The organism is Chryseobacterium artocarpi (genome assembly GCF_001684975.1).
Classification (GTDB): domain Bacteria; phylum Bacteroidota; class Bacteroidia; order Flavobacteriales; family Weeksellaceae; genus Chryseobacterium; species Chryseobacterium artocarpi.
The window spans coordinates 374,914-389,069 of record NZ_MAYH01000045.1; the positions used below are offsets into that span (position 1 = coordinate 374,914).

The 14,156-nt window shown below is 35.7% G+C and carries 12 protein-coding genes; 4 read left to right on the forward strand and 8 right to left on the reverse strand.

What is annotated here, in order from left to right; all coding sequences use genetic code 11:
* The first annotated feature begins 110 nt into the window (after positions 1-110).
* The 3 genes from BBI01_RS16525 to BBI01_RS16535 are packed head-to-tail and all read left to right on the forward strand — an operon-like array spanning position 111 to position 3,804.
* Positions 111-977, forward strand: a complete 867-nt coding sequence (locus BBI01_RS16525) for an ROK family protein (RefSeq protein ID WP_065395742.1) — start codon at positions 111-113, stop codon at positions 975-977.
* A 16-nt stretch (positions 978-993) separates the two neighbouring features.
* Positions 994-3,276, forward strand: a complete 2,283-nt coding sequence (locus tag BBI01_RS16530; protein WP_065395743.1) for a GH92 family glycosyl hydrolase — start codon at positions 994-996, stop codon at positions 3,274-3,276.
* 30 nt (positions 3,277-3,306) lie between these two features.
* A complete protein-coding gene (locus BBI01_RS16535) occupies positions 3,307-3,804 on the forward strand; it encodes a cupin domain-containing protein (protein WP_065395744.1) in 498 nt (165 codons plus the stop codon).
* 251 nt (positions 3,805-4,055) lie between these two features.
* Here the strand turns inward: BBI01_RS16535 and BBI01_RS16540 are convergent, their stop codons facing one another.
* From BBI01_RS16540 to BBI01_RS16560, 5 genes are all read right to left on the reverse strand, one after another.
* A complete protein-coding gene (locus BBI01_RS16540) occupies positions 4,056-6,761 on the reverse strand; it encodes a TonB-dependent receptor domain-containing protein (RefSeq protein WP_065395745.1) in 2,706 nt (901 codons plus the stop codon).
* 69 nt (positions 6,762-6,830) lie between these two features.
* Positions 6,831-7,193 (reverse strand): hypothetical protein, encoded by a 363-nt coding sequence (locus BBI01_RS16545; RefSeq protein ID WP_065395746.1) that lies wholly within the window; start codon positions 7,191-7,193, stop codon positions 6,831-6,833.
* 19 nt (positions 7,194-7,212) lie between these two features.
* Positions 7,213-7,857 carry a hypothetical protein gene (locus BBI01_RS16550; protein ID WP_065395747.1) on the reverse strand — a complete coding sequence of 215 codons (645 nt, stop codon included), beginning with the start codon at positions 7,855-7,857 and terminating at the stop codon, positions 7,213-7,215.
* A 72-nt stretch (positions 7,858-7,929) separates the two neighbouring features.
* Complete coding sequence (locus tag BBI01_RS16555; protein WP_002982671.1) at positions 7,930-8,616, reverse strand: response regulator transcription factor; 687 nt, start codon at positions 8,614-8,616, stop codon at positions 7,930-7,932.
* Between the two features lie 138 nt (positions 8,617-8,754).
* Positions 8,755-10,293, reverse strand: a complete 1,539-nt coding sequence (locus BBI01_RS16560) for a sensor histidine kinase (RefSeq protein WP_065395748.1) — start codon at positions 10,291-10,293, stop codon at positions 8,755-8,757.
* A 200-nt stretch (positions 10,294-10,493) separates the two neighbouring features.
* Here BBI01_RS16560 and BBI01_RS16565 point away from each other — a divergent pair, with 200 nt between their 5' ends.
* Positions 10,494-10,991, forward strand: coding sequence for an SRPBCC family protein (locus tag BBI01_RS16565; protein WP_065395749.1), 498 nt, complete (start codon positions 10,494-10,496; stop codon positions 10,989-10,991).
* 116 nt (positions 10,992-11,107) lie between these two features.
* Here the strand turns inward: BBI01_RS16565 and BBI01_RS16570 are convergent, their stop codons facing one another.
* From BBI01_RS16570 to BBI01_RS16580, 3 genes are read right to left on the reverse strand one after another with little or no spacing between them, the layout of a single operon-like run.
* A complete protein-coding gene (locus tag BBI01_RS16570) occupies positions 11,108-11,935 on the reverse strand; it encodes a hypothetical protein (RefSeq protein WP_065395750.1) in 828 nt (275 codons plus the stop codon).
* Position 11,936: 1 nt separating this feature from the next.
* Positions 11,937-12,776 carry a hypothetical protein gene (locus BBI01_RS16575; RefSeq protein WP_065395751.1) on the reverse strand — a complete coding sequence of 280 codons (840 nt, stop codon included), beginning with the start codon at positions 12,774-12,776 and terminating at the stop codon, positions 11,937-11,939.
* Position 12,777: 1 nt separating this feature from the next.
* Positions 12,778-13,665, reverse strand: coding sequence for a hypothetical protein (locus tag BBI01_RS16580; RefSeq protein WP_065395752.1), 888 nt, complete (start codon positions 13,663-13,665; stop codon positions 12,778-12,780).
* Positions 13,666-14,156: the final 491 nt, after the last annotated feature.

A 14,156-nucleotide genomic window follows, 5' to 3' on the forward strand; every position in this document is an offset into this window, starting at 1 on the left:
AGATATAGACTGTTTTAACTAAAATATAGTTAAATTGTAAACAGGCAGACAGGTTGTATATTCTTGTTTGTCTGTTTTCAGTCATAAAGAATTGATTAAAATTAAAAACGATGCAGAATATATTAGGAATTGATATTGGCGGATCACATATTACGCTGGCGCAGGTAAATGCAGAAAAACGAGAAATTATTACTTCAACCTATGTAAGAGAACATGTCAATTCATTTGATGATAAAGAAACTATTTTCTCTGCATGGGTTTCAGCCATTGAAAAAGCAGCTCATGATCTGGTAAAAGATGATCTTATAATCGGAATTGCCATGCCCGGACCCTTCGATTATGAAAACGGAATATCTTTGATGCAGCAAGGAAAGTTTATCGATATTTATCAGGTTAATATTAAAGAAGAATTGGCAAAAAGGTTATCTGTTGATCAGAATCAGATTCATTTTGTGAATGATGCTGCTGCATTTATGGAAGGAGAAGTATTCGGCGGATGTGTCCAGGATTTCAAAAGAGTTTTTGGAATAACACTTGGAACAGGCTTGGGAACTACTTTTTACAACGGAGACACAGCAACCGATGAAGACTTGTGGGATACCGCATTTAAAAATTCAATATCAGAAGATTATCTGGCAACCCGTTGGTTTGTTAATCGCTATGAAGAACTTACCGGTGAGAAAATTTCAGGAACAAAAGATTTATTGGATAAGCCCAAAGAAATTCAGAATCAGATATTTAATGAATATGCCGATTCCTTTTCTGAATTTATCATAAAATACGTAGCTCATTACACTCCCGAAGTGTTAGTTCTAGGAGGGAATATTGCAAAAGCCTATCCTTATTTTGAAGAAAGATTTGTTCAGAACTTAAATAAGAATAATATTAATTTAGAGGTGAAAATTTCTGCTATTTTTGAAGATGCAGCTATTTTAGGAGCCGCAAGCTATGCTTCGAAAAAGGTAACAATAAACTAATAAACGAAACGATATAATGAAGTCAATATTTTCTACTTTCTTTCTACTGTTACAGGGCTTGGCTTTCGGGCAAAACCTATCCCCTGTAGACTATGTAAATCCATTGATGGGAACCCAGTCAAAACCTTCCTTATCAACAGGAAACACTTATCCGGCAGTAGGATTGCCATGGGGAATGAATATCTGGACTCCGCAAACCGGAAAAATGGGTGACGGATGGGCGTATACTTACGATGCAGACAAGATTAAAGGATTCAAGCAAACCCATCAGCCCTCTCCATGGATGAATGATTATGGCGCATTTTCTATCATGCCGGGAGTAGGTAAAGTTAAATTTAAAGAAGATGACAGAGCAAGCTGGTTCAGTCATAAAGCTGAGGTTTCAACTCCCTATTTCTATAGTGTATATCTGGCAGACATCAATGTGACTACAGAGTTTACTCCTACCGAGAGAGCTTCCTTTTTTAAATTTGATTTTCCAAAAACAGACAGTGCTTACGTCGTAATTGATGCTTTAAACAAAGGCTCATACGTTAAGATTCTTCCTAAAGAAAGAAAAATTTTAGGATACACCACCAGATATTCTACAGGTAAGTATGACAATTTTAAAAATTACTTTGTTATCCAGTTTGATAAAGATTTTGAGCTTACAAAAGGCTGGAAAGACGATAAATTTGTTAATTATCAGTTGGAAATTACAAGTGATCACGCGGGAGCGGTAGTAGGTTTTAAACTAAAAGATAAAGAATCGGTGTATGCTAAAGTAGCATCTTCCTTCATTAGCTTTGAGCAGGCAGAGCTGAACCTTAAAAGAGAAATTGGAAACAGAAACTTTGAGCAGGTAAAGACAGATGCTAAAAATATCTGGAATAAAACTTTAGGAAAAATAGAAGTAAAAGGAGGTACAGATCAACAGATGAGAACTTTTTACTCATCTCTGTACAGAACTCTATTCTTTCCACAAAAATTATATGAAATTGATGCTCAGAACAAAGTAAAACACTGGAGCCCATACAATGGTAAAATTCTGGACGGAAAAATGTTTGCAGGAACAGGATTTTGGGATACTTTCCGTGCGTTATACCCTTTCCTGAACCTTGTTTATCCAAGTATTAATATGGAAATGCAGGAAGGGCTAGTGAATGCTTATAAAGAAGGAGGATTTTTGCCGGAATGGAGTAGTCCTGGGTATTCTGATATCATGATTGGGAACAATTCAGCGTCAGTAGTTGCAGATGCTTATATTAAAGGACTTCGTGGTTACGACGTAGAAACCCTTTGGCAGGCAGTAAAACATGGGGCTGATAACGAAGGACCTATAGAAGCCGTAGGGCGTGCAGGAGTAGAATATTACAATAAACTAGGTTATGTTCCTTACGATGTGAAGATTAATGAAAATGCAGCCAGAACATTAGAATATGCTTATGATGATTTTGCTATTTATCAATTAGGAAAAGCGCTGGGAAAACCTGCATCAGAAATTGATATTTATAAAAAAAGAGCGTATAATTACAAAAATCTGTTTGATAAAGAAACAGGCTTGATGCGAGGTAAAAATAAAGACGGTAATTTTCAAAAGCCTTTTAATCCATTTAAGTGGGGAGATGCTTTTACAGAAGGAAACAGCTGGCATTACACATGGTCAGTTTTTCAGGATGTGGATGGTCTTGCCGAGCTGATGGGAGGTAAAAAGAAATTTGAGGCTAAACTGGATGAGGTGTTTTCACTGCCACCTGTTTTTGATGATAGTTATTATGGTGGGGTAATCCACGAGATCAGAGAAATGCAGATTATGAATATGGGACAATATGCTCACGGAAATCAGCCTATTCAGCATATGATTTATTTGTATAATTATGCCGGGGCTCCTTATAAAACACAATATTGGGCAAGACAGGTGATGAACAAATTATACCAGCCGACACCTGATGGATATTGTGGAGATGAAGATAACGGGCAGACTTCTGCATGGTACATTTTCTCGGCTTTAGGTTTTTATCCTGTAACACCGGCAACAGATCAATATGTATTGGGAGCACCATTATTTAAAGAAGCTACCATTCATTTGGAAAACGGAATGAAAATTGAAGTGAAAGCACCGGAAAACAGCGCAGAAAATTTATATGTAAAATCATTGAATGTAAATAAACAGCCTTATTCCAAGAACTGGCTAAGTCATCAGGAACTTATTAAAGGAGCCGTGCTGGATTTTAAAATGGACAGCAAGCCAAATAAAGAGAGAGGATCACAGGAAAAAGACTTCCCGTATTCAATGTCAAAAGAAGAATTAAGAAAATAAATTTTAAATTAGAAATACAATTATAACTGTATGAGTACAGAAAAAAAAGAAATATTCGATAGAGTAGAAGGCATGCTGCAGGCACAAGGTTTTACCATTGCAGCAAAAGATGATACAAGACCATGGGGTGGTTTTTTCGTTATTGATGAAACACAGGCGCAGGATTTTGCCAATCAGTATTTTGATGGGATAGATGTAGAAAACCTGAGAATAGGAGGGAAGCTAAGCCCAAAAATTCTTATTGTAGCTCCCGAAGCCAGACTAAGCTGGCAATATCACCACAGAAGAGCAGAAATCTGGCAGGTCGTTGAAGGAACTGTAGGAATCAAAAGAAGTAACACAGATGAAGAAGGTGAACTTGCAGAATACAAACCGAAAGATCAGATCAAACTTCAGCAAGGCGAAAGACACAGGCTGATTGGTTTATCAGGATGGGGAATTGTAGCTGAGATCTGGCAGCATACAGACGCATCCAACCCTTCAGATGAAGATGATATTGTAAGAGTACAAGATGACTTTGGAAGATAAAATAAAAAGCAGCATCAATTCTGATGCTGCTTTTTTATTTTGGTAAGGAAGCTGGGCACGGGAAGAGGGAAGTTATTGGAGGTTTTATGAAAGGTCATTTTGGGAAATAATCTAATTGTTCAAACTGAAGTGAGCAGATAAAAAATAAACGTTATAGGTTTCAAAAACCTATAACGTTTTACTTATATTAATTTATCGTAGCTAAAGAAGTCTGTCGATGAAGAGTCCCTCCATTCTCCATTTTCCTACTCTTAAAAAGTCACATCCAATCCTACATAGAAATTCGCTTTCATAATAGGAGCATATACCATTCCGCCATCAAAATAATTTCCGAAAGGATTTTTGAAGTCTATAATCGCATTTTTCTGATAATAAGAAGTCAAATTTTCTCCCCCCAAATAAGCTCTAAGCTTCTTGTTGAAGTTTTTTGAAATCTGCGCATTCAATACAGCATAAGAGTTTGAATAAACCGGTAATTGAAACTCTGCAGGATTACCAGCCATATCAGGAAGCCTTTGTTTTCCAACCCAGTTTAAAGTCGTATCAAAACTCCAGAATCCACCCTTATCATTTTTATTGGTAGAATAGGCAAGGTTTACAAATCCTCTGTGTTTTGCCATAAATGGAACCTCTCTTCTTCCATCAATATAATCAGCCTGCACATCATAATATTTATAAGCAAGCCTTACATCAAAGTTTTTGAATGGAGTGAAATCCCACTGAGTCTGGAATGAATTGGCAAATGACTTTCCATCAAGGTTATAGAACGTCAGCTGCTGAGGAGATCTATCCAAATCCACCAATACCTGATCCTGGAAATCTGTTCTGAAAAAATCTGCAATAATGCTGGATTTTCTTCCGAAAAGCTTAAACTCCTGCTGCAAACTTGCTCCATAGTTCCATGCAATTTCTGGCTTTAATCCATAAATATTTCCACCGTTTGGTAAGATATTGATTGCTCTGTTTGATGCAAAATACTGTTGGTTTTCCGCAAATACATTCGCCGTTCTGAATCCTCTTCCCGCAGAAAGTCTTAAAATAGTCTGTGGCGTGAAATCATACTTGAAATTTACCCTTGGTGTAAACTGAGTACCCGCCAGATTATGAAAATCAACCCTTGTTCCTGCTACTAAAGTATATTTTAAACCTGTTAAAGTATATTCAGCAAAAATTCCCGGAACAATTTCGTTTCTCTTCATATTATCAATCAGATAATTCTCTTCATAACCATCATATAAGAAACTTGCACCAGCTTTATATTTATGATTAGTATTTCCAAGAACACTCTCAAATATTAAATTGGAATAATACGTATGCTGTTTTCCTGCATAATTTCTCAAACCAAAAAAACTGTCTTGCTGATGATACACGTACTGGTTCATCCAGCCAATACTTTGGTAAGGTTTTCCCTTAAAGACATATCCTGTTTTATTCCAAACCTGAAATCTTGAAATATCAATACCCACACCGTATGCAGGCTGCTTATCCTGAGCCAGATTTTTATCAAAGCCAATCTGTCCTGCAGTTCTTTCATCTCTGATAAAATTAATTCCAAAGTGAGACCCAAATCCTGACTTTTCAAGATCATTATAATTTAATAAATAAGCTGCGTTGATCTGCGTTCCCTTTGGTCTGTCAAGGAAACCATCATCATTCATATCTGTATTCCCGAATGTTCCGTTTCCGTGAAGTAAAAAAGTCTGTGACCATTTATCATTGATAGGAGAGACATTGGTAATATTGATTTCTGCTCTTCCGTTAAAATCAGAGAAAAGATTCAATGATGTTTCTGGAGTTTTTGCGTTTTTCAGAAGCTCAGTATTGATTTGTCCTGTGATACTCTCGTAGCCATTTGTTACAGTACTTCCTCCTTTTGTTAGCTGAATACTTTCAATCCATCTTCCGGGAATGAAATTTAAACCATATGCAGAAGCCAATCCTCTGATCTCAGGCAATTGTTCCTTTGTCAAACTGGTGTATTTCTGATCCAAACCAAGCATTTTCAGCTGTTTTGTACCCGTTACCGCATTGCTGAAAGATACATCTACTGTTGCATTCGTTTCAAAACTTTCGGATAGATTACAACATGCAGCTTTTAATAGCTCCTTTTTATCAATATTAAAAACAAGCCCTGTTTCTTTTTTACTTACAGAAGTTGCCGCTTTAGAACCGGTTACAACAACACCTTCAATGTTTTTTTCATGTTTGCTCTGAGGTTCATCATTAGAGGGAGTCTGGTGTTCTTTATGACCTTCATGTTTTGTTTCTTCTTCATAATGAACCTTTGGATTAGCTTCCCCAAAAGCAAAATCCCTGTCATACAAACAACAACCCGGCAGCCCGTTATAAACATCATCAGAAGCCTTATACTTTTCATTATCATGCCCTGCATCCGCAATTGATTTTAAAATCTTATCTGATGAGGTTTTTGATGAATCGAAGTTTAAGATAACGGTTTGTTTATCTGCATTCCATTCAGCTAGATCTGCGCCTGCATTTTTAGCTGCTTTTTCAATTCTTGCCTTGCATGAAGCACAGTTTCCCCTTACATAAAACTCATTATCTTTTTTAGCTGGAGCAGCAGTATTGGTATGATGTTCATGGTGAGATTCTGCTTGTTCAGGTTGTAGATCTCTGTCGTATAAACAACATCCCGGAAGGCTTTTGTAGACATCATCAGAAGCTTTGAATTTTTCATTGTCATGACCAGCTTCTGCCACTTTTTTCAGAATATCATCTGTAGAAACTTTATCTGTTTCTATAGTTAGTGTTTGAAGATCAATAGAATAAACAGCCTTTTTTGCGCCTGCTTTTTTAGCAGCTCCTTCAATTCGGGTTTTGCACATTTCACAGTTTCCTTTTACCTTGAATTGGTTTTTAGAAAAACTTTGAGCTGATATAAATTGTGTAAATAAGAATAATGCACCAAGTATAAACCTGGAAATATATAATTTCATTTTGTTTAAAAGTTTAGATTAATTAAAAAACGATTCATTACATAATATAATGAACGCACAATGCTTTAATTAACCTATTTTAGGCGGTTGCCAAATTTCCTTTAAACGATCTGAAAGATGCGGAGCTGAGTATTGAAACTGTGGATTCTTATTCGTTTTGTAATAAGACAGTTCCAATCTTAGATTTTTTGAAAACGGAGTTTCAATAAAAGTATAGCAGACCACACATGAAGAACAGCAGTCGTCATTACAAGATGATTGTTTTGAATCATCTTTGCCGTCTTTTTTGGAAGAATGATTTTTACAGCAGTCACTCTTTTTAGACTCAGCTTTACAGCATGTATCCTGCATAGATTGAGTATAGAAGCTATCCTTGGGAACTAAGAAAATTCCCAGACAAAATACTATTGCAAGTATGTGAAACAGCTTCATGCCTGCAAAATTACAAAATTTATAGCAATGGATCACCAACTTTTAAGGAACAGTTGTGCCAAGGCTCTCCATGTGCAGGATTTAATTTTGGTTTTTCACCCTTTGCAATATTTTGCGCTGCTGGGGCAGGAGTAGGAGCAGGTGTAGGTTGTACAATGTTTTGCGCAGGTTTAGATGTTGGAGTTGCTTTACTGTTTAATGGCTGTCCTACAGGTATATCACAACGGTGTCCTGGCTGTCCGTGAGGAGGATTCATTCCTGGAGCAGTTTTAGCCAGTCTGGCATTATTTGCAGCTACGAGATTTGCCGGTACTGTATTAGGGTCTACCTGAATAACATTTTTATTTCCGGTGCTGACATTTTGTGGGGAAGGAGTAGCTGCAGGCTGGCTATTTAATGGTTGCCCTACAGCAATATCACAACGGTGCCCTGGCTGTCCGTGTGGAGGATTCATCCCCGGAGCAGTTGCCATGGGTGTAGGAGTTGGGCTGGATTTAATTCCTGCCTGATCCATCAATGCTGTTTTAGACGTATTGTTTATTGCTACTGCGGGTTGCTGAGAACCTGCTTCTTCTTTTATATAAGTTGCTCTTTCATCCTTTTTACAAGAGACTGCTAATAATGATACAGTGATCAAACCTATAAATGTATTCTTCATATCCATTGGTATGAAACAAAATTAGCAAAACATTTTCAATTGTTTTGCTAATTTTATATTTATAATACTATTTTTAGATTAATTTTTCACAAGAAGTCTAAATCCTTCTCCGTGAACGTTGATAATTTCCAATCCTTCGTCATCTTTTAATAATTTACGAAGCTTAGCAATATAAACGTCCATACTTCTTGCTGTAAAATAGTTTTCTTTTTTCCAGATCTTTCTTAAAGCAAGGTCTCTTGGCATGAAATCGTTTCTGTGGATGCAAAGAAGCTTCAATAGTTCGTTTTCTTTAGGAGAAAGTTTATATTCTTTATCACCTACTTTAAGCTGTCTCAGCATAGAATCAAAGAAAATATTGCTGATCTTGAACTGTTCCTGTTCTTCGTTTTCAAGGGTAGAGCTTCTCTGAAGAATAGCTTTAATCTTATATAAAAGAAGTTCAGTGTCAAATGGTTTGGTGATATAATCGTCTGCTCCCAGCTGGTATCCTTTCAGAATGTCTTCTCTCATATTTCTTGCTGTAAGGAATATGATGGGTGTATTTTTATCAATTTTTTTTACGTCTTCAGCTAATGAAAATCCATCCTTCTTAGGCATCATTACATCAAATATACAGATGTCGAATTCATTTTCTGTAAATTCTTTAAGTCCCTGTTCTCCGTCAGTTGCAAGGGTAACTTCAAAATTATTGATTGTTAAATAATCTTTAAGCACCGCTCCGAAACTCTGATCGTCCTCTACTAATAATATTCTGTTGCTCATAACTTTTACTAATTAATAATTAACAATTAAGAATGAACTCACTCACTCTCTCTTCTTATATTTTGTTATTTGGTTTCTTATTTATAATTAATGATGATCAATAAATTTTAAATTATTTATTACCCATCATTTATGCTTTTAGCTCATTGGCAATTTAATCGTAAACGTACTTCCGTTTCCTTTGTGAGAGTCTACAATAATCTGCCCTTTATGTAATTCTACAATCTTTTTAACATAGGAAAGACCTAATCCCTGTCCTTTTACATTGTGAATATTTCCGGTTTCTTCCCTGAAGAATTTTTCGAAAATTTTCGTTTTGTTCTGGGTTTCCATTCCCATTCCTTTATCTGAAATCTCAATTACATACCAATGTCCTTCATTTCTTGTTTCTACATGAATTTCCGGTGCTTCGGGAGAATATTTGTTTGCATTATCCAAAAGGTTGACCAGCATATTCGAGATGTGAAACTCATCTATTTTAAAATTATATTGAGTAGCATTGAATTTTTGGGTAAGCGATCCGTTTCTTTGCTGTACAATCAGGTTGAAAGATTCGGTAGTTCTCTTGATCAATTCTCTTACATTGGTTTCTTTTAGGAATAGCTCTACTTCATTTCTTTCCAGTTTAGACATATTCAGAACATTTTCTACCTGTTTTTTCATCCTCAGGTTTTCCTGTTTGATCAACTCTGAATAATATTTTACTTTGTCCGGATTGGTTGCAATTTTGTCATTTGCCAGAGAATCTGTTGCTACAGAAATGGTTGCCAGTGGAGTTTTGAACTCATGAGACATATTGTTGATGAAATCTGTCTTTACTTCAGCAAGCTTTTTCTGCCTCATCATATAATTGATAGAAATAATATAAATTCCTAAAATAGTTAATAAGGAAAGGAAAGTACCCAACAACATTGGCCAGTTGTTCATTGCCAAAGAATATTCCTTTTTAGGGAAAACCAATGCAAGGCTGTATAAAGTATTGTACTTTTTATCTGTAAAAAGAGGATAGCTGTAAGTATTGCTGTCTTTTTTCTCTTTATAGGCTTTATTGGCAATGCTGGTAAGTTTATTGTCTTTATCAACGATTCCATACCCGAACTTTGCTGTAATTCCTCTGATTTTAAGCTCTTTTGCAATAACTGAGTCAAGGGTGGCTGGATTTACTCTTTGAGCAATCGGAAGGTTGTTTCCGTATACTTTTACGAATTCTTTTACCGCATAATCTCCGGTTTCAATATCCTGATTGATATCTGAAGTAAGAATTTCCCGACTGGTTGTGTCTCTTTTTATTTTGTATGCGGCTTCATCGGTATATAACGTTGTAAGCTTTACAGAATCACCTTTTTTAGAGATAGGAAGCTGCGCATTGGAAATAATATTCTTGGAATAAATGATTTGTCTTTGAGTACCGGAATCTTCTACCTGTTGAATTGTTGTAAGGGAAGGATTTTTGCTGTTGGCAAGAATGGTACTTCTGTTGTCTTTGGTAAGGTATTTATCTGCTTCAATTTCCTCGACGGTTTTTGAAGTGTTTTCCAAAACAGAGTAAACTTTATTTGAAAAATCCTGTTCCAGTACACCGTAATACCCTTTCAGCCAATAAAATTGGAGCGTAACGAAGACAATCAGTGAGATTGTCATAAACACCGAAATTATTGGGATGAATTTATTATTCATTATTTAATTATATATGTTTTGGAAAAATGAATGTTAAAATTAATTGTTTTAAGATTACATAAACAAAAAACGAGCCAAAAAATTATATTTTTTTTCTTAAAAGAGTGTTTTTTAACAATTATTTATGAATGAATAATTACTTGTCATATGAAAAGTCCTGTCAGTAAATAAAACGGTAACTTTAATAAAAATAATTACTTATGGAATCTAATATCGTTTTCAACAAAGATTTTGATTCAGACAGTGTATATGTAATGAAAATTTACAAAGCTGATGTTTCAACAGTGTGGAACTATTTTACCCAATCCGGATTATTGGATCTGTGGTGGGGACCAAGACCCTGGAAATGTGAAACTGTAAAACAAGATTTTAAAGAAGGAGGTATCTGGCATTATGCTATGGTAGGTCCTAACAGTGAAAAGTCTTATTCTCAATCTAAATATGGAGAAATTATGGAGCACAGAAGCTTTGACTGGATGAGTTCTTTCTGTGATGAAAATGGAAATATTAATAAAGATTTTCCCAGCTCCAATTGGTTATTTGGATTTACAGGAGTGGAAGAAGGAACGAAAGTAACGGTGAATATTCATTACCAAGCTCAGGAAATTATGAAAAAAATGCTGGATATGGGATTTGAAGAAGGTTTTAAAATGGGATTAAACCAGTTGGAAGAAATTTTAGAAAACTTGAAGAAGTAATGATTTGAACGATTAAAAATGAAGAAGAAAGTAATGACGAAATTAATTTTGTATTATATAAGAACAGAGTACTCCAATGGAATACTCTGTTTTTATTTTTTCATTTTTTGCTAAAACTATAACTTTTCTATACTGATGAATGTTCCGTCTGTAGGAACAATTTTGTAATTATCAGCAACGGTAAGGATAGAAACACCTCCGGATACCTGTACTTTAAGCTGATCGCCTTTATCAAACATTGCCAGAAACTCCATGGTTCCGACTCTGTTGGCTCCGGCTGTAATTAAAATGGCTTCGTTCAAAGAAACATCATTTCTTGCAAGCACATTTCCGTTTTTTAATGCTCTGAAAGAAATCACCGGAGGGCTTACGTGTATTCCTGAGCTTTTTACTTTTAAGCTGATGAGAACTCTGTAAAAGCCAGATTCCTTAAAGGTAAAATTATTAAAATTATTGTTCACCGCTCCCTGAGGATCAATGATTCCAAGCTTATCCGAATCTAGAGAACTGTTGTGAAAACCGAAAGGGACATCTTTTTCTCCACAACCGATAAGAACACAGGTTACTGATGGAAAATCATCTTCTGGTGTTGCCGGATTCATGCTGGCTCTTGTGGTTCTTCCGCCACTTTCATAGAAGGTAGGTTTCCATTTTTCTCCATCATATACAACGACTCTTTTGATGTCTTTTTGATAGAATATCATTCCCTGCATGGTTGGATCATCGTTAAAATGATCTGGTTGATTGATATTGTACAATGGCAGTTCTGTCTCATTATTTACTGTGGAAATCATCATTCCTTTGGATTTGGAAGGATTGTCTTCTTTATTCACCACTGTGAACATTGAATTTGTGCTTGGGTTATTGTTATCTCCCACAATGACTTGGGCAGACGCTATTTTAGCTATTAGCAAAAATGCTGTGAAGTATATTTTTCTGATCATCCTAGTTTAATTTTTCTATGTATAAAAATGTGTCTTTATCACTCATTTTAAAAGTAACTCCTGCTCCTACATTTAATCCTGAATCAGCCTGAATACCTCCTCTTAATCGGATTTTATCGCCAGCTTTAAGAAACTTTGTGGTGGAAAAACTGTTGATGGAATTTGAGCTTCCTGCGGTCACCAGCAATCCTGATAACAAAAAGCTGTTTTCATGAATTTTCTGCCATCCGTCTCCTGAAGCGTTTACATATAAAGCCTGAAGTGAGATAATAGTAGCCGCATTTCCTACTGAAAGCCCTCCCGCATTACTTGATTTTACTGAAGGGTTGATTCTGTAGAAGCCGTCTGAAGGGATCGTTATTTCTCCATCTGTATTGACGGTTAAATTTAAATTGTTGATATTGTTTCGATCCGGATTATTCAAAATTTGAAACTGTAGCGTGGGACGTCCTGTTATTCCAAGTACATTGGCAACAGTCACATCTGCAGAGCCTGATCCAAGGATGCTTAGATTTTTATAATTTTTTATGCTTTTTTCTGTTGCTGCAATCCATCTGTATCCGTCATATTTTACAACGTCTTTTATTTCTTTGCTGTAAAATATCAATCCGTTATCTTCCGGTTTATTCTCATATAAATCTGGTTGTGAAGGATTGTAATGAGGAAGTTGGGTGTGGTTCTCAACATTGGGCAGCATGATTCCTTTAGTATTATTTTCTACCTGTAACATCGCTCGGGGATGTACAGCTTCCGGTCTGTTGCCGATTTTTACCTGAGCAAAAGCCATACTTCCTATAGCTGTTACAATAAATACGTTTAATGCAATGGTTTTCTTAGTCATCTTAATCACTTACTTTGGTAAACATTATTTCTCTTGGATAATATTGGGCTATGTTAGCATTGGTTGCAGCAGTAAGGGTAATTGCTACCGAAACTGTTGCCAATGGAGAATGTATCCTGGAAACGATATAATCACCAGGGTTTAAACGAATTCTGGTTGTTGTAAATGCTGCTGTATTATTATCACCTCCAATTCCAAGGATACCATAATAGTCAGGGAAAAACGTAGAAAGTTTTACTTCGCTGTGAGTTCCGTTACTTTGTTTAAGGTAGGCTCTCAGCTGATACTGTGGACCGCTCGTTAAAGAAACGGCTCCTCCTGTCTTTGAAGGGACATTCAAGTAAATGTCATAAACGCCAGGTTCATTGATGACGAATTTAGCATTGTCATAGCTTCTGTCAACATAAGCTCCTCCGCCAGGAACTACAACAGTTTCTCTTGTAATATTAAGATTATTATAAGATAGCTGCCCGTCTAGCGGAGCACTAAAACTAAGACCCACATGTCGTCCGCAGCCAAGAAGTACACAAACTACACTTGTTTCTTCATTGGCAGTAGACAAAAATCTGGACTGATTCATTTTGAAGTCTGCAGCGGTAGGCTCATTGTTCCATTTGGCTCCGTCATATGAGTAGAAGGTAGCGTGAGTTTTTTCAAACATTATCATTCCTGTCATTTCATTGTCTGAGACCGGAGGATTGTAGAATGGAAGATTCTCCGGCTGTGATACTTCAGGGAGCATCATGCCGAGATTCTTTCCTTCATATTTTCCATCTATCTGTAAAATGGCTTTGTTGTGAATTTCAACGGTAGGATTTTTGGAAATACCTACTTGTGAAAAAGCCAAATTAACAATGAGCAACATCAAAGAAGTGTTAATTTTTTTCATGGTTGATTTCTATTTAAATTTTAATCTGTTTTATCCAGAAGAATTTTTATCGAAATGCATAGTTTTTTTCAGTTTTTAGTTTTTTTATATTTTTCCAAATCTTTTCCTTCCCGGCTCATAATATGAACTGGGGTCTTCACTTGTTTTGTCGTTTTTTTCGAACTTATACATGGTGTGTAAGTTCAAAGAAATTGACCATAATATTCTGAGGGAAATTGACCATAGTAGCAGGTCAAAAGAATGCGGTCTGTAAATGCCTAAAGTACAAATCTAAAATGGTATCAACCAACCATTTTGTGAAATATTATATAGATTACATTGAATGTTGAGAAAATAAAATGATAATACGTTGTAAATGAATTGGTTTAAAATTTTAATTGTATTTATGTTTTTATAACATGTTTTTCTTTTTCTGATTGATTATATCTAAAAAAAAATAGAGATAAGTTTGTGCTTATCTCTATTGTATGCGTAAAATGCTGTTTTTTAGA

Bases quoted from the DNA above. Each gene is read 5' to 3' on its own strand.
- BBI01_RS16530 (WP_065395743.1), top strand. From the start codon at position 994: ATGAAGTCAATATTTTCTACTTTCTTTCTACTGTTACAGGGCTTGGCT.
- BBI01_RS16575 (WP_065395751.1), bottom strand. From the start codon at position 12,776: ATGACTAAGAAAACCATTGCATTAAACGTATTTATTGTAACAGCTATA.
- BBI01_RS16580 (WP_065395752.1), bottom strand. From the start codon at position 13,665: ATGAAAAAAATTAACACTTCTTTGATGTTGCTCATTGTTAATTTGGCT.
- BBI01_RS16535 (WP_065395744.1), top strand. From the start codon at position 3,307: ATGAGTACAGAAAAAAAAGAAATATTCGATAGAGTAGAAGGCATGCTG.
- BBI01_RS16570 (WP_065395750.1), bottom strand. From the start codon at position 11,935: ATGATCAGAAAAATATACTTCACAGCATTTTTGCTAATAGCTAAAATA.
- BBI01_RS16540 (WP_065395745.1), bottom strand. From the start codon at position 6,761: ATGAAATTATATATTTCCAGGTTTATACTTGGTGCATTATTCTTATTT.
- BBI01_RS16550 (WP_065395747.1), bottom strand. From the start codon at position 7,857: ATGGATATGAAGAATACATTTATAGGTTTGATCACTGTATCATTATTA.
- BBI01_RS16525 (WP_065395742.1), top strand. From the start codon at position 111: ATGCAGAATATATTAGGAATTGATATTGGCGGATCACATATTACGCTG.
- BBI01_RS16545 (WP_065395746.1), bottom strand. From the start codon at position 7,193: ATGAAGCTGTTTCACATACTTGCAATAGTATTTTGTCTGGGAATTTTC.
- BBI01_RS16565 (WP_065395749.1), top strand. From the start codon at position 10,494: ATGGAATCTAATATCGTTTTCAACAAAGATTTTGATTCAGACAGTGTA.
- BBI01_RS16555 (WP_002982671.1), bottom strand. From the start codon at position 8,616: ATGAGCAACAGAATATTATTAGTAGAGGACGATCAGAGTTTCGGAGCG.
- BBI01_RS16560 (WP_065395748.1), bottom strand. From the start codon at position 10,293: ATGAATAATAAATTCATCCCAATAATTTCGGTGTTTATGACAATCTCA.